Annotated in this window: 15 protein-coding genes; 9 read left to right on the top strand and 6 right to left on the bottom strand. The window is 62.9% G+C overall.

What is annotated here, in order from left to right; genetic code table 11:
* Positions 1 to 37: 37 nt before the first annotated feature.
* The 3 genes from MKD50_RS15405 to MKD50_RS15395 all read right to left on the bottom strand — a co-directional run bounded on the left by MKD50_RS15405 (position 38) and on the right by MKD50_RS15395 (position 3,493).
* Complete coding sequence (locus tag MKD50_RS15405) at positions 38 to 625, bottom strand: hypothetical protein (RefSeq protein ID WP_240071701.1); 588 nt, start codon at positions 623 to 625, stop codon at positions 38 to 40.
* A gap of 983 nt (positions 626 to 1,608) precedes the next feature.
* A complete protein-coding gene (locus MKD50_RS15400; RefSeq protein WP_252667550.1) occupies positions 1,609 to 2,664 on the bottom strand; it encodes a phosphotransferase family protein in 1,056 nt (351 codons plus the stop codon).
* A 40-nt stretch (positions 2,665 to 2,704) separates the two neighbouring features.
* Positions 2,705 to 3,493, bottom strand: coding sequence for an SDR family NAD(P)-dependent oxidoreductase (locus MKD50_RS15395; RefSeq protein WP_252667548.1), 789 nt, complete (start codon positions 3,491 to 3,493; stop codon positions 2,705 to 2,707).
* A 253-nt stretch (positions 3,494 to 3,746) separates the two neighbouring features.
* On the opposite strand from MKD50_RS15395, the gene MKD50_RS15390 reads away from it, so the two are divergent.
* The 3 genes from MKD50_RS15390 to actP all read left to right on the top strand — a co-directional run bounded on the left by MKD50_RS15390 (position 3,747) and on the right by actP (position 7,384).
* Positions 3,747 to 5,435: a fatty acid--CoA ligase gene (locus MKD50_RS15390; protein ID WP_252667546.1), complete on the top strand. Its 1,689-nt coding sequence runs from the start codon at positions 3,747 to 3,749 to the stop codon at positions 5,433 to 5,435.
* A 66-nt stretch (positions 5,436 to 5,501) separates the two neighbouring features.
* Positions 5,502 to 5,816: a DUF485 domain-containing protein gene (locus MKD50_RS15385; protein WP_252667544.1), complete on the top strand. Its 315-nt coding sequence runs from the start codon at positions 5,502 to 5,504 to the stop codon at positions 5,814 to 5,816.
* Entirely contained in the window at positions 5,813 to 7,384 is a 1,572-nt protein-coding gene (gene actP / locus MKD50_RS15380) for a cation/acetate symporter ActP (RefSeq protein ID WP_252667543.1), read from the top strand. Before MKD50_RS15385 ends, actP begins: the two co-directional genes overlap by 4 nt.
* A gap of 94 nt (positions 7,385 to 7,478) precedes the next feature.
* On the opposite strand, the gene MKD50_RS15375 is transcribed toward actP, so the two are convergent.
* Positions 7,479 to 10,253: a winged helix-turn-helix domain-containing protein gene (locus MKD50_RS15375; RefSeq protein WP_252667541.1), complete on the bottom strand. Its 2,775-nt coding sequence runs from the start codon at positions 10,251 to 10,253 to the stop codon at positions 7,479 to 7,481.
* 713 nt (positions 10,254 to 10,966) lie between these two features.
* Here MKD50_RS15375 and MKD50_RS15370 point away from each other — a divergent pair.
* Both MKD50_RS15370 and hchA read left to right on the top strand, forming a co-directional pair.
* Positions 10,967 to 11,170: a hypothetical protein gene (locus tag MKD50_RS15370; RefSeq protein WP_252667539.1), complete on the top strand. Its 204-nt coding sequence runs from the start codon at positions 10,967 to 10,969 to the stop codon at positions 11,168 to 11,170.
* 54 nt (positions 11,171 to 11,224) lie between these two features.
* Positions 11,225 to 12,106 carry a glyoxalase III HchA gene (gene hchA / locus MKD50_RS15365; RefSeq protein WP_252667537.1) on the top strand — a complete coding sequence of 294 codons (882 nt, stop codon included), beginning with the start codon at positions 11,225 to 11,227 and terminating at the stop codon, positions 12,104 to 12,106.
* A 132-nt stretch (positions 12,107 to 12,238) separates the two neighbouring features.
* On the opposite strand, the gene MKD50_RS15360 is transcribed toward hchA, so the two are convergent.
* Complete coding sequence (locus tag MKD50_RS15360; RefSeq protein WP_252667535.1) at positions 12,239 to 12,979, bottom strand: FadR/GntR family transcriptional regulator; 741 nt, start codon at positions 12,977 to 12,979, stop codon at positions 12,239 to 12,241.
* A 261-nt stretch (positions 12,980 to 13,240) separates the two neighbouring features.
* On the opposite strand from MKD50_RS15360, the gene uxuA reads away from it, so the two are divergent.
* Both uxuA and MKD50_RS15350 read left to right on the top strand, forming a co-directional pair.
* Entirely contained in the window at positions 13,241 to 14,281 is a 1,041-nt protein-coding gene (uxuA, locus tag MKD50_RS15355) for a mannonate dehydratase (RefSeq protein WP_252667533.1), read from the top strand.
* Between the two features lie 47 nt (positions 14,282 to 14,328).
* Positions 14,329 to 15,348, top strand: a complete 1,020-nt coding sequence (locus tag MKD50_RS15350) for a Bug family tripartite tricarboxylate transporter substrate binding protein (RefSeq protein WP_115699781.1) — start codon at positions 14,329 to 14,331, stop codon at positions 15,346 to 15,348.
* 325 nt (positions 15,349 to 15,673) lie between these two features.
* Here MKD50_RS15350 and MKD50_RS15345 read toward each other — a convergent pair whose 3' ends face one another.
* Positions 15,674 to 16,573, bottom strand: a complete 900-nt coding sequence (locus MKD50_RS15345; protein ID WP_115699780.1) for a LysR substrate-binding domain-containing protein — start codon at positions 16,571 to 16,573, stop codon at positions 15,674 to 15,676.
* A 155-nt stretch (positions 16,574 to 16,728) separates the two neighbouring features.
* On the opposite strand from MKD50_RS15345, the gene MKD50_RS15340 reads away from it, so the two are divergent.
* Positions 16,729 to 17,571 carry a class II aldolase/adducin family protein gene (locus MKD50_RS15340; RefSeq protein ID WP_115699779.1) on the top strand — a complete coding sequence of 281 codons (843 nt, stop codon included), beginning with the start codon at positions 16,729 to 16,731 and terminating at the stop codon, positions 17,569 to 17,571.
* Between the two features lie 113 nt (positions 17,572 to 17,684).
* Positions 17,685 to 19,004, top strand: a complete 1,320-nt coding sequence (locus tag MKD50_RS15335; protein ID WP_115699778.1) for an MFS transporter — start codon at positions 17,685 to 17,687, stop codon at positions 19,002 to 19,004.
* Positions 19,005 to 19,008: the final 4 nt, after the last annotated feature.

Below are 19,008 nucleotides of genomic sequence, written 5' to 3'. Positions count from 1 at the left end.
AACACTGCGGGCGAGGCAAGCGACGGGTTCCGGGGCGCTACCTGGCCGCAGCCGGCTGTACGGACACTGCAACGGCCTCGGTATAGACCGCTTCGACCCGGTCGCCCTTCTTGATGCCGTTGAGGCGTGTCGGATCCCCTACCAGCAGGACCATGGTGCGTCCCTTTGGCCCCTTCAGCGTGACGGTCCTGGCGCTGGTGTCGAAGGCAACGACGTCTGCCGTGACGGTCACTTCCCGTCCGACCGTGCCGCCCGGCTTTGCTCCCGGCGCGGCGCGCTCCGAGATCTCGCGCTCATGCATGGCAAGCGGACCACTGCCCTTCTTGAGGCTCATGGTCAGCGCTTCCCTGTACTCCACCGTGACAGTGTCGCCGACCTTGAGCTGCTCGAAGTTCCTGGCCTCCGGCCCCACGACGAGATCCCTGGTCTTGCCGTCGCCGGATTTCAGCCGGACCGTCCGCGTCGGCGCATCGATCTTGGTGATCGTGGCGGTGAGCTTGGCGGTGCCGGTCGCAGTCGCCCCTTCAGGCGACTGCGTGACATCCACGCGGGTTTCGGTTTGCGCCCATGTTGCCGTGGTTGCCACCAGCATTGCCGCCGCGGTCAGTAGTGACTTGCATTTCATGCCATCCTCCGTTTTCTGATCGGGCCCCGATGTGCGTCTTGTTCTGAACTCTAGCGTTAGCCCCGGACGCTTCAGAACTGAATCTTTTCGGATGACGAGATAAGAAAAATTTCCGGCCAACGGATGCGTCCGCCTTAACTGACCTGGCGTCAGGTCGGCGTGTCTCCTGTGCGAGCTTTACTGAGGCAGTTCACTTGAACCGCAAAGTGAGTACTTCAATTGCACGGAGTACCTGGGAGAGAGATTCCATCGATGGTTTTCCCACGACAGAAATCACGGGGGGTAGTGGCAACGTCCTCCAGGTCCAGCTCTCGGTCGAGGGGCAGTTTGCCGATTTTAGTGCAGCAAGAACGAAACTCAGTCGAAAGTGCCGGAGTATTCGTCATGGCGGGAGAATCTACGGCGGGTTGCTGAGGTGTCCCGCCACTTTTGGTCACCGGGGGCTGGGCGGGTTGTTCAAATGCCGGGCCACTCTTTCTCGCCGGAGCCGTCTTCGCTGGCTGTCCGGTTGGCGGGACATTCCCCGTCGCCGGACGAACCCTTGCAGGTGGCTCGGGTGTCGGGACGATTTTCGTCGCAGAAGGTGGTTGGACAGGTCGCTCTGCGTTCGGGCCTGTCGACGCAGGAGAGACGCATTGGCCCAGTTGGCAAATGCGCTCGCCTTTGCACTGCATGTCATGTTCGCATCCGACTGCACCGACGTGCGGCGCAGCCCCCATGGCGAGTGACAGGGCGAGGAGCAAGCCTGGCGTTTTCATCTTCAGCTTCGCCTCCCCTTCTACGTTCGGTGATTGGCACGCTGCTCGGCCCTGGCGCAAGGCAGACTGGACCTTTTCGGAGTCTTAGGGCCATGCGGCGGGCGACACTCCTAGTATGGAATGTTCAAACAGTGAGCGCCACCCGAGCTGCGAGTGGGCGAGTCGCGGCAACGCCCGCCGCCAGACAGCCCGCGCCAGTGCAACGGCGTCGGCACATGTCCTCAATCAGGACAGCGCATGCGCATTACGATGCCGGATGGCCTCATGGCGCATTGCGTAATGCCATCCCAGGTCGGCTATCGGTCCGGCCTTTCGGCCAGTCTCGACGGCATCCGCAGCGGCAGCGTTGCCTTGCCGTGCCCTCTCTGCGATACCGAACATAATGGCGGCCAGCCTGAACAGGTTGTAGGCAATGTAGAAGTCCCAGTGTTCGATACCCGCAGTGCCGTTGGCTTCGGCATACCACTGCAAATATGTCTGTTCGCTGGGGATACCAAGGCCTGTGAAGTCGAGATCGGCGATACCGCGCCACAGCGATGAAGGGATATGCCAGCTCAGGCAATGATAGGCAAAATCAACGAGCGGATGTCCCAGCGCGGACAACTCCCAGTCCAGCACCCCGATGACCCTGGGCTCGCTGGGGTGGAAGACCAGATTGTCAAGGCGGAAGTCGCCATGGACGAGACGCGTCTCCTCGACCGCGGGGATGTTCCTTGGGAGCCAGCCGATCAGCGCTTGCATGGCGGAACTTTTTAGCGCGCCAGTGGCACGGCTCTGGCGCGTCCATCCGGCAATCTGACGCGCCAGGTAGTTACCGACAGGGCTGTAGTCGGCCAGGCCTGCCGCCTGGACATCGATGCGATGCAGCGCTGCCATCACCCGATTCATCTCCGCGTAGATGGCCCTGCGCTCGGCGTTTTGCATTCCCGGCAACGACTGGTCCACCATTACCCTGCCATCGAGGTACTCCATCAGGTAGAACGGGCTGCCAACCACGGACAGGTCTTCGCTGTACAGGTATACGGCGGGGACGGGCACATTACTGCCCTGGAGCGCGCTCATGACGCGAAACTCGCGGTCGATGGCGTGGGCCTTGGCCTGGATGTGGCCGGCAGGCTTCATCCGCAGCACGTAGCGGTGTGCACCGGCGGAGACCAGGAAGGTCGGATTGGACTGGCCACCGGTAAGCCGGGTGGCAGCAAGCGATGCCTGGTCGATCAGCCCGCGCGCAAGGAGCAGCCGGGCCAGCGCGTCCCAGTTGCGGTGAGTCGTATCGTTCATTGGGCTGTCCTTTGGCTGATGTAGAGAATCGCTTGACGCATCACAGCGTGCTGACGAGATGCCCGCCATCGACGGGCAACACGGCGCCGGTGATGTAATCCGATGCCCCCGATGCCAGCAGCAGCAAGGCGCCATCAAGCTGGGAGGGCTGTCCCAGGCGCCGCTGAGGGATCCGCCGGACCATCGCTTGACCGCCGTCTGTCTGGAAGAAGGCGCGATTGATCTCAGTGGCGAAGTACCCCGGCGCCAGGGCGTTGACGCGGATGCCATGGCGCGCCCATTCCAGCGCCAGCGATTGCGTCAGGTGGATCAAACCGGCCTTTGCGGCCGTGTATGCGGGAACCTGCTGCGCCACCCGCAGCCCCAGAATGGAAGCGATGTTGATGATGCTGCCCGGCCGGCCAGCTTCGCGCATCTGCTGGGCGGCGTACTGCGCCACACGCCAGGCGCCGGTCAGGTTGGTATCGATGACCCGAGCCCAATCCTGCTCGCTAGTCTCTAGCGCGGACCCGGTGGTTGCAACGCCAGCACTGTTGACGACGATGTCCACGGTACCCTGCGCCTGCTCGGTTCGGAAGAAGGCGCCGGATACGGAATCGGGATCACACACATCCAGTTGAACAACGCATCCGTCCGCGCCCGTCGCCCGGATCTCCGCCAGCAAGCGTTCCCCTTCGGCGAGTCGGCGGCCGGCAAGCACTACGCGGCATCCAGCGTTTGCCAGGGTCAGCGCGAAGTGGCGGCCAAGCCCGCCGAATGCGCCGGTCACGAGTGCCACTTTGCCCTCCAGATCGGGAAAGACAGGTTGAGGCCGAGGTGCGGAAGCCATATTTGCAGTCTCCTTCGACGCGGTTGTTGGAGCGCAGGTTAGGCCGTTGCGCCTGGCAAGCCACCCACCCGAACGGGGAGGCACCCCACAATGCCCCCCGAGGCAAACCTCGGGATGCCCGGTGCCTCCCCTGTTGGGGGGCTGGAAAGCCGTGCCATGGCGCTTACGCTGACAGGCATCCGGCGTCCCTGGCGCTGCATGCAGTCATGGCATGCTGCCCAGGCCGCTGCCACAGCGATCAAGGAGTTCCTCCGTGACACGGCCTATCCCGATCCCCCGCACGCCGTCGGCGTACGCCTATCCGCTGCTGATCAAGCAGCTCCTGCACGCGCCGCTGGCGGTCAACCCGGAGCAGGAAATCGTCTACCGCGGTCAGGTGAGACATAGCTACTGGACCATGCGGCACCGCATCGGCCAACTGGCCAGCGGCCTGCAATCGCTCGGCATTGCACCGGGCGATACGGTGGCAGTCATGGACTGGGACAGCCACCGCTACCTCGAAAGCTACTTCGGCATCCCCATGATGGGCGCGGTGCTGATGACCGTAAATGTGCGGCTGTCGCCGGAACAGATAGCCTACACACTGAACCACGCTGGCGTCAGGCTGCTGATCGTCCATGCCGACTTTCTGCCAACGCTCGCCCTAATTCGCGCTCAGCTCGAAACCGTCGAGCGCTTCGTTCTGGTCAGCGACGACACCTTCGCACTGAGCAACGCCCCCTTGCCCGATGGCTTCAGCGTCGAGTACGAAGCGCTGCTGGCGGCGTCGCCACCTGACTACGCCTTCCCGGATTTCGACGAGAACGCCCGGGCCACGACCTTCTACACCACAGGCACTACCGGGCTGCCCAAAGGGGTGTACTTCAGCCATCGGCAGATCGTGCTCCATACGCTGGCCACCATGGCGGCTCTGGCCGGTGCGCCCAGCCAGGGACGCGTGCATCGGGACGATGTCTACATGCCACTGACGCCGATGTTCCATGTGCACGCGTGGGGGATGCCCTTTGTGGCAACGGCGCTTGGCATGAAACAGGTCTATCCGGGCCGCTACGCCGCAGATCACCTACTGCGGCTGATGCAAGGCGAGCGGGTCACGTTTTCCCACGGCGTGCCCACGCTGCTCCATATGATCTTGTCGCACCCGGATTCGGCCGCGGTCGACCTGAGCGGCATGAAGATCATCGTGGGCGGGTCGGCGCTGCCGCGGGGACTAGCGCAGGCCGCCATCGACCGCGGCATCGACGTGTTCACCGGCTACGGCATGTCCGAGACCTGCCCCATCCTCACACTGGCGCAAGTGAAGACCTCGCTCCTTGGCGATGCCGCCACCGAACTCGACGTCCGCACCAGGACCGGCTTGCCGGTTCCGCTGGTCGACCTGCGCATCGTCGATGACGAGATGCGCGACGTTGCGCACGATGGCGAGGCCAGCGGCGAAATCGTGGTCCGCGCACCGTGGCTCACGCAAGGCTATCTAGGCAATGCGGCGGAGTCCGAGCACCTGTGGGCCGGCGGCTACCTCCATACCAACGACATTGGCTCGATCGACAGCGACGGTTATCTGAAAATCACCGACCGCATCAAGGATGTGATCAAGAGCGGTGGCGAGTGGGTGTCGTCGCTGGAGCTCGAAGACCTGATTTCGCGTCACGCCGCGGTGAGCGAAGTGGCGGTTATCGGCATCAAGGATGCGCGGTGGGGCGAACGCCCGCTGCCGTTGATCGTGTTGCGGCCGGGACAGTCGGCCGGGACAGAAGAGATCCAGGAGCATCTGCGCGATTTCGTCCGCCGTGGCGCGATCTCGAAGTATGCGGTACCGGAACGGGTGCTCTTTGTCGATGCAATCGAGAAAACCAGCGTGGGAAAGATCAACAAGCGCCTGCTCCGCGACAAGTACCAGGCCGCCCCGCCCCCCTCCCCCAATTCCGGCACCCGCCCATGAGCCGGTAGCCAATGCCGGCATGGCAAGTGCGTTCTCACTAGAAAAACCGCTTCAGGAGACAAAGCAATGCAAAGTTCCACCACAGCAGAGCGCATCAGGCGCCATCCCAGGTTCGGCGAACTGGTCCACCGACGCGCTCGCCTCTCGCGGGCCTTGCTGGCCCTAGTCCTCGCCCCCTTTCTCGCGCTGATGCTCGCGGTTGCAACGCAGCCCCAGCGCCTGGCCGAGCGGCTTCATCCGGAAACATTGTTCAACCTTGGCATCGTCCTTGCCGTTGGGATCATGCTGCTGGGGTGGGGGGCGACGTGGTTCTACGTGCGCCGGGCCAACGGCGAGCTGGAAGCGATGGCGCAGCAGATCCTGTCGGAGGCCGGACAATGAATCTCCAGGCCATTGCCATGTTCCTGCTCTTCGTCGCGCTGACGCTGGGCATCACGTACCGGGCTTCCTTGCGCACCCGGACCGCCAATGACTTCTTTACCGCAGGCGGCGGCATCACCGGCATGCAGAACGGCCTGGCCGTGGCGGGCGACTACATGTCGGCGGCTACGCTGCTCGGCGTGGTCAGCCTGGTCTATGCGCGCGGCTTTGACGGGCTGCTGTATATCGTCGGGTTTTTCATCGGCTGGCCGGTCATGCTGTTCCTGATGGCCGAACGGCTGCGTAATCTCGGCAAATTTACCTTTGTCGACATTATTTCGGACCGGCTCGATCCCGTCAGCACGCGCTGCATCGCAGCGGCCAGTAGCCTGGTGGTGGTGCTGCTCTACCTGATCGTGCAAATGGTCGGCGCCGGCGAGTTGGTGCAGTTGTTGTTCGGCATCGACTATGTCTATGCCGTCATCGGGGTTGGAGTGCTGATGATGATCTACGTGACTGTTGGCGGCATGATCGCGACGACATGGGTGCAGATCGTCAAGGCAGTGCTGCTCCTGTTCGGCGGCTCGTTGCTGATGCTCCTGGCGCTGGGGCATTTTGGCTTCAGCCTTGAAGCGCTGGCTGCCAGGGCCATCGCGGTGCACCGCAGCGGCCCCGCCCTGCTCGCGCCGGGCCCGCTGTTCGCCGATCCGGTCTCGGCGCTCTCGCTGTGCGTGGCCACCGTGCTGGGGCTGTCGGGACTACCGCATATCCTGATGCGCTTTTTTACGGTGCCGAATGCGTGCGAGGCACGCAAGAGCGTGCTGGTGGCCAGCACCTGCATCGGCTACATGTTCCTCGCCATGTTTGCCATCGGACTTGCGGCCATCGTGATCGTCGGTACCGAGCCGCGCTACTTCGAAGGCGGCCAGGTTGACGGCAAGCTGCTCGGCGGCGGCAATATGGTTGCAATGCATCTCGCCAGCGCGACCGGCGGCAACCTGTTCCTCGGGTTCCTGGCGGCGGTCGCCTTTGCCACGATTCTCGCCGTGGTGTCTGGCCTGACGCTGGCGGGCGCTTCCGCGATCTCGCACGACATCTACGCCGGTGTCCTGCGGCGCGGCTCTACCACCGATGCAGCCGAGGTCGCCGTCACCAAGAAGGCCACGCTCGCCATCGGCATCGTCGCGGTGCTGCTGGGGATTGCCTTCAAGGGGCAGAACCTGGCGTTCCTGGTCGCGCTGGCTTTCAATGTAGCGGCCTCGGCGAATTTTCCGGTGCTGGTGCTGTCGATGTACTGGCGCGGCCTGACCAGCCGCGGCGCGGTCTGGGGCGTGGCGTCGGGCCTGGCGTCGTCGGTCGCGCTGGTGATACTTTCCCCCGCCGTCTGGAAGAACGTGCTGGGGCATCCTTCAGCCATCTTTCCGTATGACCACCCGGCCCTGTTCACAGTCCCGCTCGCGTTCCTGGTCACATACCTGTGCTCGCGCTTCGACCGCAGCGCCAGGGCCGAGGCAGAGCGCCAGGCTTTCGACGCGCAACTGGTCCGCGCACAGACCGGCCATGGGGCAGAGGCACCATCCAGCCACTGAAACCCGGCGCACGACCCGGCGCGGGTTGCGCGCCAAACCGAGGTGCAACCCGCTGCGGTAGCCCAGTGCTAGGTCGTTGCAGGCGTCAGCGCGGCTAGCTCCGCGTCTCGGGGCGCTGCGCGACCCGAGGCAGGTCCCGACCCAGGCCGCTGCGGACCGCCTGGATGCGGGAGTTCACTTTCAGCTTCTCAAAGATATTCTTCAGATGCCACTTCACGGTTTCCGGGGCGACGCGAATGGCCCGGGCAATCTCCTTGTTGGAAAGCCCCCGTGCCACGTAGTCGAGAATTTCCACTTCACGGGCGCTTAGCCTGCTGGCGGACGCCGGCTCCACCTGGTCATCCGCGGCGTCTGGCGCGCGTGCCGGCGCATCGAAGCCCGCGCATAGCCTCCTCACATACCAGGGCTCAACCTCGGCCAGGCGGTCTTGCTGCTGACTCAGCGCGTCAAGGATTTCCCGGACCGCAGGCCCGGCATCGAGAAACACGCGGTACAGACCGTTAGCCTGGCCATACGTGAGCGCGGCACGCATGGCGTCCACAGCCTCCACACGCTCGCCCGCACTGTGGAGGGCGACCGCCAGCATCACTGATATCTGGGCGGAAAGGTACTGCATGCCCGCCGCACGCAACTCAGCCTGCACGCCCCGCAGGATGGGAACCGCTTCCGCCGCCCGGTCACGAGCCACCAGCAGACGGCAATGCGCCATCTGGAAACGCTGCCAGGTCTCCAGGTAGCTGCCCTGCAAGCCCGCTGGTCGCTGCCCGACAAGCGCTTCCAACTCGTGGCCGATCCTCGTGGCGCGGCCCAGGTCGCCGGACCGGATAGCGATCCGGATCGCCTCGGCCTTGCACGCGACCTGCATGCGCAGCCATCGGCGGCTTCTGGCAACGGCTTCCGCGTTTTCCACGACCCGATAGGCTTCGTCCTGCTTCCCCGCCAGCAGCCTCAGGCGCGCCAGCGTCACGCAGAAGCCGACCAGTGGCCCCAGCGAACACGACTGCATCGCCATCTCGAGCCGTCCTTCCAGCAGTTCGGCGACCCGGTCCAGGTCATTCCATTCATAGTGGATTGCGGCCAGATATCCGACCGGGAGCACCGATGCGGCAGACTGCCGGCCGGCGCGCGCGTTGGATTCGCGCAGCACATCCTCCAGGGTCTGAACGGCCTCGCCCAGCCGGCCCTCCACGAACAGGCTGAGCCCGACCATGCTCTGCCGGTACACCGTTGCGTAGATCGGCGCATTCGCCCCGGTACCGAACGTCAACGCGTCCCGCAACCGCTCGATCTCCTCGAACCCGGACGCATAGCTCAGACCGAAGATAAGCGTCGTCAGGCCGATTCCCTCCGCCCATGAACCTTGCGCCGGGCCGAGCTCCAAGACCTTACGTCCCATTTCCAGGGCGCGCTGGCTCTCGTCGGACAGGGCCGCGATCACCGCCTTGACTGCCTGCAACTCGACGCGGACCACCTCGGTGACGGGCAGGTACCCGACGCGGATGTCGTCCTCGACCGCCTGTAGCTCGCGTCTGGCCGCGTCGGCCCGCATTGTCAGCGCGAGCGCCCAGGCATGCGCCAGGCGCAAGCGAAGCCGGCCACGCACAGCCTCGTCAGGCAATTTTGCGATCCAGCTCAGGACCGTCCGCACATCGCTGGCCTCCACCAGAGTCATCGCGCATTGCTCGACCCAGCCGGCGGCGCGATCGCTATCGCCGGCTGCCAGGGCATGCCGGACGGCCTCCGACCACAGCGATGGCGCGGCAAACCATTCACTGGCCCGCCGATGCAATTCGGCAACTTCGTGCGGACGCTCCCCGACCAGGCGCTTTCTCAGGTATTCGGCAAACAGTGCGTGATAGCGGTACCACAGGCCCTCGACGTCCAAGGGTCTGACGAACATATTGCGAGCCATCAGCCACTCAAAACTGGCATGCGCCTCGCTGGAACCTGTCACGGCATCGCACAAGGGCACCGACATCCGGTCCAGCACCGAAGTCCTCAGGAGAAAATTCTGTAGCGGCTCCGGGATGTGAACAAATACGTTCTCGTTCAGATACGCTTCAACGCTGCGCCGGGCGAACGGCAAGCGCTCAGCGAAGACGTCGGGCGGGTCGGTTGCGCTTAATGCAAATGACGCCAATTGCAAGCCAGCCGCCCAGCCTTCGGTCGCTCGAAGCAGGACCTCAGTCTGGACAGCGCTCAGCTCATGGCCGGAAACGGCGGAAAAAAACGCCTGCGTTTCGGCGCTGTCAAAGCGCAGGGCCTCCGCATCCAGCTTCAGCAATTGACCCCGGGCCTCGAAGTAACTCAGCGGAAAGCCTGGCTCGCCCCGCCCCGCGACGAGTAAATGCAGATTCTCCGGGGCATAGCGCAGCAGCCGGAACACCGCCTCGTGGATGGCGGGCGCTGCCAGCCGATCGAAATCATCCAGCAACAGCACCATCCGGCACGGCAGCGCCAAGACCGCATTGAGGAGCTCGGCAAACATTGCGTCCGCCGGCGCCAACGGGTCCGGCGCCAGGCCGCACGGGATCTGAACGCCGGCCCGGCTGCAGGCATCCCTGGCCGCTGCCAGCAGGTAGGCGCCGAACTGGAAGAGATCGTCGTCGTCTCGGTCGATACTGAGCCAGCCAACGGCGCAGCCTTCCTGCGCCATGACCGTCTTCCATTCACTCAACAGCGAAGTCTTGCCGAAGCCGGCGGGGGCTACCAGAACCGTCAGCTTGCGTTCCATGCCTGGGCGCAATAGCTCGATGGCGCGCTTGCGACGGATATAGTGGCGCGTTCGCGGCGGCGCCAGCTTTGTCAGGATCAAGGCTGGCCGCCATTGGGGCAGTTGCGCAGCGGCGACCGGCGATGATTGGGTCATTCGTGGCTGTTCCTAACGGCGGGTGCGACCACTACACGATCACACCCCATTCATCCGCCTGCTCCCGGCGCACTATCTCGGCGGCTGAATGAGGCTTGATGGTTCGGTAGCGATGTGACGCGGCGGTGATGACATCGATCATGGCATCAATCTTTCCTGCGGATCATGCTGGTTATTCAGCGGACGCTTTACCCGCGGCTGCATCTCGGGACACTTATGAAGCTTCTCCCCAAGACAAAAGGGTCTTCTTGCCACTCGCATCTAACTTTCCTTCACTAGGATCAGCCGAGCAGGTCTGGATGCGACTGTAACGGATGATCGCCGAAACGGAAGTCAAGCCACAAGGGCAGGGGATACCGTCAGAGGGGGGGACGGCGGGGGGCTTGACCGGCGATGCCAACTCGCCGCTATTTCCGGGCGTCGCTTTGTACTGAGCTGAAGGCCTCCTGGGCTAAGCCGAACGCCGACTTCAGCATTGCCAGGACCTGTACTGGGTACCCCCCCACTTAGGGAGGCTCCTTGCAAACACCGCAGCGATACGGGAATGATTGCGTTAGCGATGCGAACGGCGTGTCTCGCGTTTCCACTAGCAATTTCTCGCGAATGGGAATCGCAAGGCCATAGATTGGTACGCGCATCTTCAAGCACTCCGGCGCCGCCAGCTACGGGCCAGGCCTGGCTCGGCAAGCGCGAGATGAATCCAAGGAACTGCCATGTCGACACTCTCAAGACGCTCCTTTTTCCAGTCCATCAGCGCCGCAACACTCGCGCCGGGAATGTTCCTCGCCTCGGCCGAAGCTGGAGCGTCCCAAAGCTCCGCCCTGCCCAAAGGGGCCGGCGCAAACTACGCCGATTACAAGCATATCCAGGTCAGCAACGACCGCCACGGCGTCGCCACCGTTACATTGAATCCTTAAAGCCGGTGGAAACCAAGCACCAAAAACCCGTTCATCTTTAGAAGGAAGCCCATCATGACGTCCCAGACCGACAGCAAGCAGCCGACGCCTGATCAAGCCGAGCGCAACGCGTTCTTCCCCTCCCCATACTCACTCTCACAATTCACTTCGCCAAAGTCGGACCTCTCCGACGCCGACTATCCGGACGCTTATCAGGGCGGCCGCTGGAAAGTTCTGCTCGTCGCTGCGGACGAGCGCTATCTCCTCACCGGAAACGGTACCTTCTTCTCTACTGGCAACCATCCCGTCGAGACCCTGCTGCCCATGTATCACCTGGACCGCGCAGGCTTCGAGTTCGACATTGCCACTTTATCCGGCAACCCGGCCAAGTTCGAATGGTGGGCGTTCCCTTCCGAGGACGCCGAGATAAAGTCCCTCTACTCAAAGTACGAGCAAAAGTTCCAGCAGCCCCTCAAGCTTGCTGACGTGGTCAGGTCCTTGAACACGGATGCAAACTACATTGCCGTTTTCATCCCTGGTGGACATGGTGCCCTGATGGGGCTACCCTTCAGCGCAGATATGAAGGCAACGCTTCAGTGGGCCATGCAAAACGACAGGTTCATCATCACGCTTTGTCATGGGCCTGCCGCCCTGCTTTCCGCAAGCGTCGACGAACCTAACGGTGGAGATCTGTTCCGCGGCTACCGCATCTGCGCATTTCCAGATTCCATGGACAAGCAGACCCCAGATATTGGCTATATGCCCGGCCCCTTGCGTTGGTTCTTTGGCGAGAAGCTTGCAGCGATGGGAGTCGAGATCGTAAACACCAAAATCGATGGGAGTACTTTCCGTGACCGGAAGCTCCTCACAGGTGACAGCCCGTTCGCTGGCAACAATCTTGGCAAGCTGGCTGCGCGCGCGCTACTCGATGAAGTGCAGAGTACGGGTGGGCGCTAGTTGTGAGTCGTCAAGACGTTATTTCCTGACGCCGTAGGTCGGGACATGGGCGCAAGGGCGCCGACACCGCTTGGCGGTCGGCGCCAATTGTTGAGGTATGGGCTCGGGCGCGAGGCCCGCCGGGCAAATCCCTCAACGCCACGCCTGCGTAAACTCGCTGATGACCCTCTCCAGGTGGTTACGCATTGCAGCCCGCGCCGCTGTCGCGTCGCGCGCCATCACCGCCGCGAAGATGCGCTGATGGTCTTCCTGCGATGCCTCCCGCAGCCCCGTGGTATGGAAGTGTTCCTCGATCTTGCCCCATAGCGGATCGCTGCGCCCGCTGTCCCACAGTGCGGTGACCATATGCAGCAGGACCCTGTTGCCGGTCGATTCGGCCAGGCACAGGTGGAACTGCCGGTCCGCCGCCTCGTTGGCCTGCTTGTCGTCCATGTGCTCGCGCATCAGGCTCAGGGCCGCGAACATACGGTCAAGGTCGCCGTCCTTGCGCTCGCTGGCCGCCAGGCCGGCGATTTCCGATTCAATCAGCGCCCGGGCGCGCAGTGATTCTATCGGTCCCGGCCGCCAGGGCATCTCGAACGGCTCGCGACCGGGCGCGGGCGCCTCTGCGCAGACGTAGATCCCGGAGCCGCCACGCACTTCGACCAGTCCCTGAACCTCCAGCGCGATGATGGCCTCGCGCACCAGGGTACGGCTGACGCTGAACCGCTCGGCCAGCGTGCGTTCGGACGGCAGCCGCATATTGGCGGAGAACTCGCCGGATGCAATCAATGCCTGCACCTGGCTGGCCAGGCCTAAGTACGAACGGTCGCTGGCCGCTGGGGGGTTCTGGAGTATCGGACGGGTAGCAAGATCGCTGGGGGAATGTGGCATCGCAGGTAAGGCGGCGGCTGCCTGATGTAATCACCGGTTAACCAGTCGCCACAAGAAGGCATGGGCAGGGCAGTGCCTGATACAGCCCATGGTAAACCATGACGGCAAAACTGGGCAACCTGTTCATAATTGGTGAACCAAATAATCCAATCCGGTACACCAATGCCGCGCGGCCTCCGGCCATGACGCGCGCCAGTTCACGCCGGATTGCCTTTCCGCCCTCTTCTGCCGCATCAGAGTCGCCTCAAGGAAGCCCCACCCATGAAGATGTCGTTCCGCTGGTTTGGCCCGACCGACCCAATCCCTCTTGAATACATCCGGCAGATCCCGGGCATGACCCACATCGTCTCGGCCATCTACGACGAACCGGTCGGAGAGGTATGGCCGCTGGACAAGATCCTGGCGCTCAAGTCCACCATCGAGGCGGCTGGGCTGCAGTTCAAGGTGGTGGAGTCGGTTCCGGTCCATGAGGACATCAAGCTCGGCAAGCCGACGCGCGAGCGGCTGATTGCGAACTACCAGCAGACCATCAGGAACCTGGCCGCAGCGGGCATCGAGGTCATCTGCTACAACTTCATGCCGGTGTTCGACTGGACCCGTACGGAACTGGCAAAGAAGCTCGATGACGGCTCGACCTGCCTTGCCTTCAGCACCCGCGAGGTAGAACAGGTCGACGTCAGCCAGGGTATCGCCCTGCCCGGCTGGGATTCCAGCTACGCGCCAGGAGAACTGCAGTCGCTGCTCGCCGAATATCGTGGCATCGACGAAGGCAGGCTCTGGGAGCACCTGGAGCATTTCCTGCGCGCGATCATTCCAGTAGCCAAGGAGTGCGGCGTCAAGATGGCCATTCATCCGGACGATCCGCCGCGCCCCATCTTCGGACTGCCGCGCATCGTCAAGAACCGCGACGACCTGGCACGCATCCTGGGCATCGTCGACACGCCGGCAAACGGCCTGACGCTGTGTTCCGGCTCGCTTGGCGCCGGCCCGCAGAACAACGTCGAGGCGCTGGTGCGCGAGTTCGGCGGCATGGGACGCATCCACTTCGCCCATATCCGCAACGTCAAGATCACGCCGGAGGGCGATTTCGAGGAAACCGCCCACCTGTCGAGTTGCGGCTCGCTGGATATTGCCGCGATCGTCAAGGCGTACCACGACGTCGGCTTCCAGGGCTATTACCGCCCCGACCACGGCCGCATGATCTGGGGCGAGACGGGCAAGCCGGGATACGGCCTCTATGACCGGGCACTCGGCGCGGTCTATATCAACGGGATGTGGGAAGCGATGGAAAAGACGGCCTAAAACGCCGTTGGGCTGCGGCCCAGTCAAAACATAATGGGAGACCTGTCATGACAATCACCAAGAAATCGCCCGTGAATTCGCGCCGTTCCGCTTTGATACTGAGCGTCGCCGCGCTCGGCCTTGGCGCGCTGGCAACGACCGCCGCGTGGGCGCAGACCAACTGGCCGACCAAGCCGGTAACGCTGCTGGTGGGCTTTCCGCCCGGTGGTCAGACCGACTTCGCGGGACGTGCGCTGCTTAATGGCCTGCAGAGTTCGCTCGGTCAGTCGTTTGTCATCGACAACAAGGCCGGCGTGAACGGCAATATCGCCTCCATTGAGGTCATGCGCGCGGCGCCCGACGGAAACAAGCTGCTGGTAGGCAACGGCTCGATGACGATCATGCCGCACGTCTACACCAAGCTTGGTATCGTCGATCCACAGAAGCTGACGCCGATAGGCGTGATGCTGCAATCGCCGCTGGTCCTCGTCGTGCCCGCCAGTTCGCCCATCAAGACTTACGCGCAGTTCGTCGAGGAGGTCAAGGCGCGCGACAAGTCGGGCAAGACCATCGACTATGGCTCGGGCGGTACCGGCGCATTGCCGCATGTCACGATGGAACTGCTGCGCGAGCGCATGGGCGGGCCGAAGATGAACCATGTCCCCTACAAGGGCAGCAGCCCCGCTATGGTCGACCTGATGGCCGGACGCCTGGATGCGATGTTCGATGCCACGTCGGTCGTCGCGCCTTTCATCAAGTCGGGCCAGTTGCGGCCGCTGATGGTCACGGGACCCAGGCGCGTGGCCATGATCCCGGACGTGCCGACCGCCACCGAGAGCGGCATCAAGGACTTCACCATCATCTCGTTCATCGGTCTGTACGGACCGCCGGGCTTGAGCCCTGACATCGTCAAGAAAGCCAACGGCGCATTGAATACGGCGCTGAAGGACCCGGCCGTCGTCAAGAGCATCGTCGACCGCGGCGACGAGCCCGGCGGCGGCACGCCCGAGCAGCTCGCAATGCTGACCCGCACCCACTACAAGATGTGGGGCGAGGTGGTGAAGGCCAACAACATCACGGCTGATTAAGGCTGCGCAGGCCGGTGAAAGCCGGCCTGTCGCCAGTGCTGCGTGGCAATACTACGTGCGCGCTCCACGGAAATATGGCACGGAAGACTGATGATCCGACGGCTGAGTTCGGCGAGTATCGGACATAGCCGTATGCTGCCCAGTTGACCGCTTTACGCTTTACTCCGGTTACTATCGAGACGCGGGCGATTCGCCATCTGAAAATTCAACCAATTGCCCGCCTATGCCCACCGCCTAAGCCCAGTTCGCGTTCCTAGCGATGGTCTGATTGCTCCAGCATCCTTACCTGCGGTGGCACATTACCAGGAGCTCCTTCCCTGCCCAACTACGCATCCGTGTCGAGGCCAAGTTGCCCAACCAGCCATGTCACAAACGTGCCGACCTTCGGCAGGTGCATCTCGTTTTGGCGGTAGGACAGAAAATGGGTTTCGCGCGCGATGTGAGTGAATTGGTCCTCGCCGATTGCCACAAGATCGCCTCTGGCCAGCTCACGCTCCGCCAGCCGTATGCTCTCCAGCGCGACACCCATGCCGTCAACGGCCGCCGAAATCGCCAGCGCGCCGCGATCGAAGGATGCTCGCGGACGCGTGGGGCAGGCCATCCGATTGGCGCCAAACCAGTCTGGCCAGCTCACCCGGCTGAGTTGGGAATCGATCAGCGGGAGCCTTTCCATTTGATCGCGCAGCGGCTCGTCGGCGTTGATCAACGCGGGAGAGCAAAGCGGAACGATGCGCTCCTTGCCTAAGGGACGAACCACAAGGCCCGCCCGCGTGTGTGCGGAGCCATAGGTAATGGCGACATCCACCTCACGCGCCTGCGTCAGGTCGATAGCTTCGGCGCCCGAGGACAATCGGATCGTAATATCGCCATGCGTCTGCATGAACTGCGGCAGCCTCGGCCCAAGCCATTTCACTGCAAAACTTGGCGCGCAGTAGACCGCAAGCACCTGTGACTGCGGGGCGAGTGCCACCTCGTTGCATGCGGCCTCGATGACATCGAACACCCGAGAAAGGCTTTCCTGAAGGCGCTTGCCTTCCGGCGTGAGTTCCACACGACGCGTGCGTCGGTCAAACAGCTTGCGGCTGAAATACTCCTCAAGTTCCCGAACCTGATGACTGATGGCCGACTGGGTCAAATGCAGTTCTTTGGCGGCCAGGGTAAAGCTCTCCAGTCTGGCCGCGGCCTCAAAGGCTCGGAGCAGTACAAAATTCGGCACGCGCCTCATAAATCACCGCCATGCATGAATGTGGTTCATGCTTTCATGAACACCCATCGTTTGTCAACGATCTTCCCGGCAACGACTATGAACACGTACCGCAGGCACCGAACGGGCCTGGCGAACGCGGATAGTCCCTACAGAACTTTCACCGAGGAGTTGACATGGCAGCAGTGCTCGAACGCGCCCCGCAGGTCTTTAACGACCAGCAGCGCACCTCCATTTATCAGCCGGAACAAATGGGGCTGATCTATCCGTCCGTGCCCCAGTTCGCGACACCCGCGGAAGAGCGGCAGCACCGCAAGGAGCGCCTGGTCGCGGCCTGCCGCGCCTTCGCGCTGGAGCGCCTGGATTACGGTTTTGCGGGCCATCTGACGGTGCGGGACCCGGAACATCCGGAACTGTACTGGACCAATCCGATGGCGGTTCACTTTGCACAGGTGAATGTTTCGAATCTGATCTGCGCCGACCACGAAGGCCGTGTGGTCGAGGGCGACTACGCCATCAACCGCGCCGGTTTTGTGCTCCACGCCGCCGTTCACGAGATGCACCAGGACATCGTAGCGATGTGTCATGCCCACACCGAATATGGCACCGCCTTCGCCTCGCTCGGCAAGGGCATCGAACCGATTACGCAAGACGCGTGTGCGTTCTATGAAGACCACGTCGTGATTGGTGACGAGGCGGGCAAGGTCGCGGTCGAGGTCAAGGGTGGCCACAAGGTAGCCAACGCTTTCCGAGACGTGAAGGCCGCCATTCACCAGAACCATGGACTGCTCACGGCTAGTCGCCACAGCATCGAAGCGGCGGCCTTCTGGTTTATCGCGCTGGAGCGCTGCTGCAAGCAGCAACTGATGATCGAAGCGACCGGCGTCAAGCCCCATCTGGTGACGCCCGAACGCGCCCGCTACAGCCGCGAGCACGTTGGCAGCGACTACATCGGTTGGCTGCATTTCCAACCGATCTGGGATCACCTGCGTCTCACACAGCCGGACATGTTCGATTAAGCCTTTGCCTCAACGGAGGTCACGTCCCGTGGCCTCACAGGTCGCATTCCGGGCAACGCAACGCTGACGCGGCCTTCTCTACATCGATAAATACAGCCCCAAGGAGACACCCCATGCAAACATCAGTGAGCGTGGCGACACCCTACGTCGCCACCGAATCGGAGACGTATTCCAAGGTCATGTGGCGGCTATTGCCGTTCCTGTTCCTCTGCTACATGTGTGCATACCTGGACCGCATTAATGTGGGGTATGCGAAGCTGCAGATGATGCAGGACCTTGGACTGAGCGATGCCGTCTACGGCCTCGGCGCGGGGATCTTCTTCGTGGGCTATCTGCTGTTCGAAGTCCCCAGCAATCTGCTTCTGCTACGCGTGGGCGCGAGGCGATGGATCGCCCGCATCATGGTCACCTGGGGCCTGATCTCGGCCGCCATGATGTTCGTCAAGACACCGTCGAGCTTCTACGTCATGCGCTTCCTGCTTGGCGTAGCCGAAGCCGGCTTCATCCCGGCCATCCTGCTCTACCTGACCTACTGGTTCCCGGCATCGCGCCGAAGCAAGGTCACTGCGCTGTTCCTGACGGGCATCCCCATGTCCGGCGTCGTGGGCGGCCCACTGTCTGGCTGGATCATGAGTTCCATGCACGGCTCGCACGGCTGGGCGGGATGGCAGTGGCTGTTCCTGCTGGAAGGCATTCCCACGGTTCTTGTCGGCATCGTCGCGTTCTTCTATCTCGACGACAAGGTCTCGGACGCGAAGTGGCTGAGTTCGTCCCAGAAGACGATGATCGAAACCAATCTGGCTGCAGAGAGCCGTGGCCACGCGCTGCATTCGGTCCGCGATGGCCTTACCAATCCGAAGATTCTGCTCCTCAGCGTGATCTACTTCTTCTTCACCATGGGGCTCTACGGCGTCAGCTTCTGGCTGCCGACGATCGTCAAGGCGAGCGGCGTTTCCAATCCGCTGGACATCGGCCTGCTGTCGGCCATTCCGTACGCCGCTGCGACCGTTTCAATGATCCTCGTTGGTCAAAGCTCGGATAGCCGCGGTGAACGTCGCTGGCACCTGGCAGTGCCGGGTGCGCTCGGGGCCCTGGGTCTGTGCTTCAGCGTGGCCTATGCCAACAATACGGCCATCGCGATGTTCGCCCTGACCATCGGCACGATGGGCATCATGACGACGATCTCACAGTTCTGGACCTTGCCGCCCGCGATTCTCGGGGGTGCAGCCGCGGCAGCGGGTATTGCGCTCGCCAACTCCGTGGGCAGCATCTCCGGCGTCATCAGCCCGTATCTCATTGGCTGGGTCCAGACATCGACTGGCACGACTGGCAATGGCGTGCTCGTCCTGGCCGCAAGTCTCGTCATCGGCGCGCTGCTCGTGTTCACGGTGCCCGCGCAACTGGTCAACATTGGCAAGCGAATGGGCCGGTAACTGC

It is taken from the genome of Cupriavidus mimosae (genome assembly GCF_023952485.1).
Classification (GTDB): domain Bacteria; phylum Pseudomonadota; class Gammaproteobacteria; order Burkholderiales; family Burkholderiaceae; genus Cupriavidus; species Cupriavidus taiwanensis_C.
The sequence above is the reverse complement of the archived record's forward strand: the minus strand, read 5'-3'. Positions and strand labels throughout refer to the sequence as shown.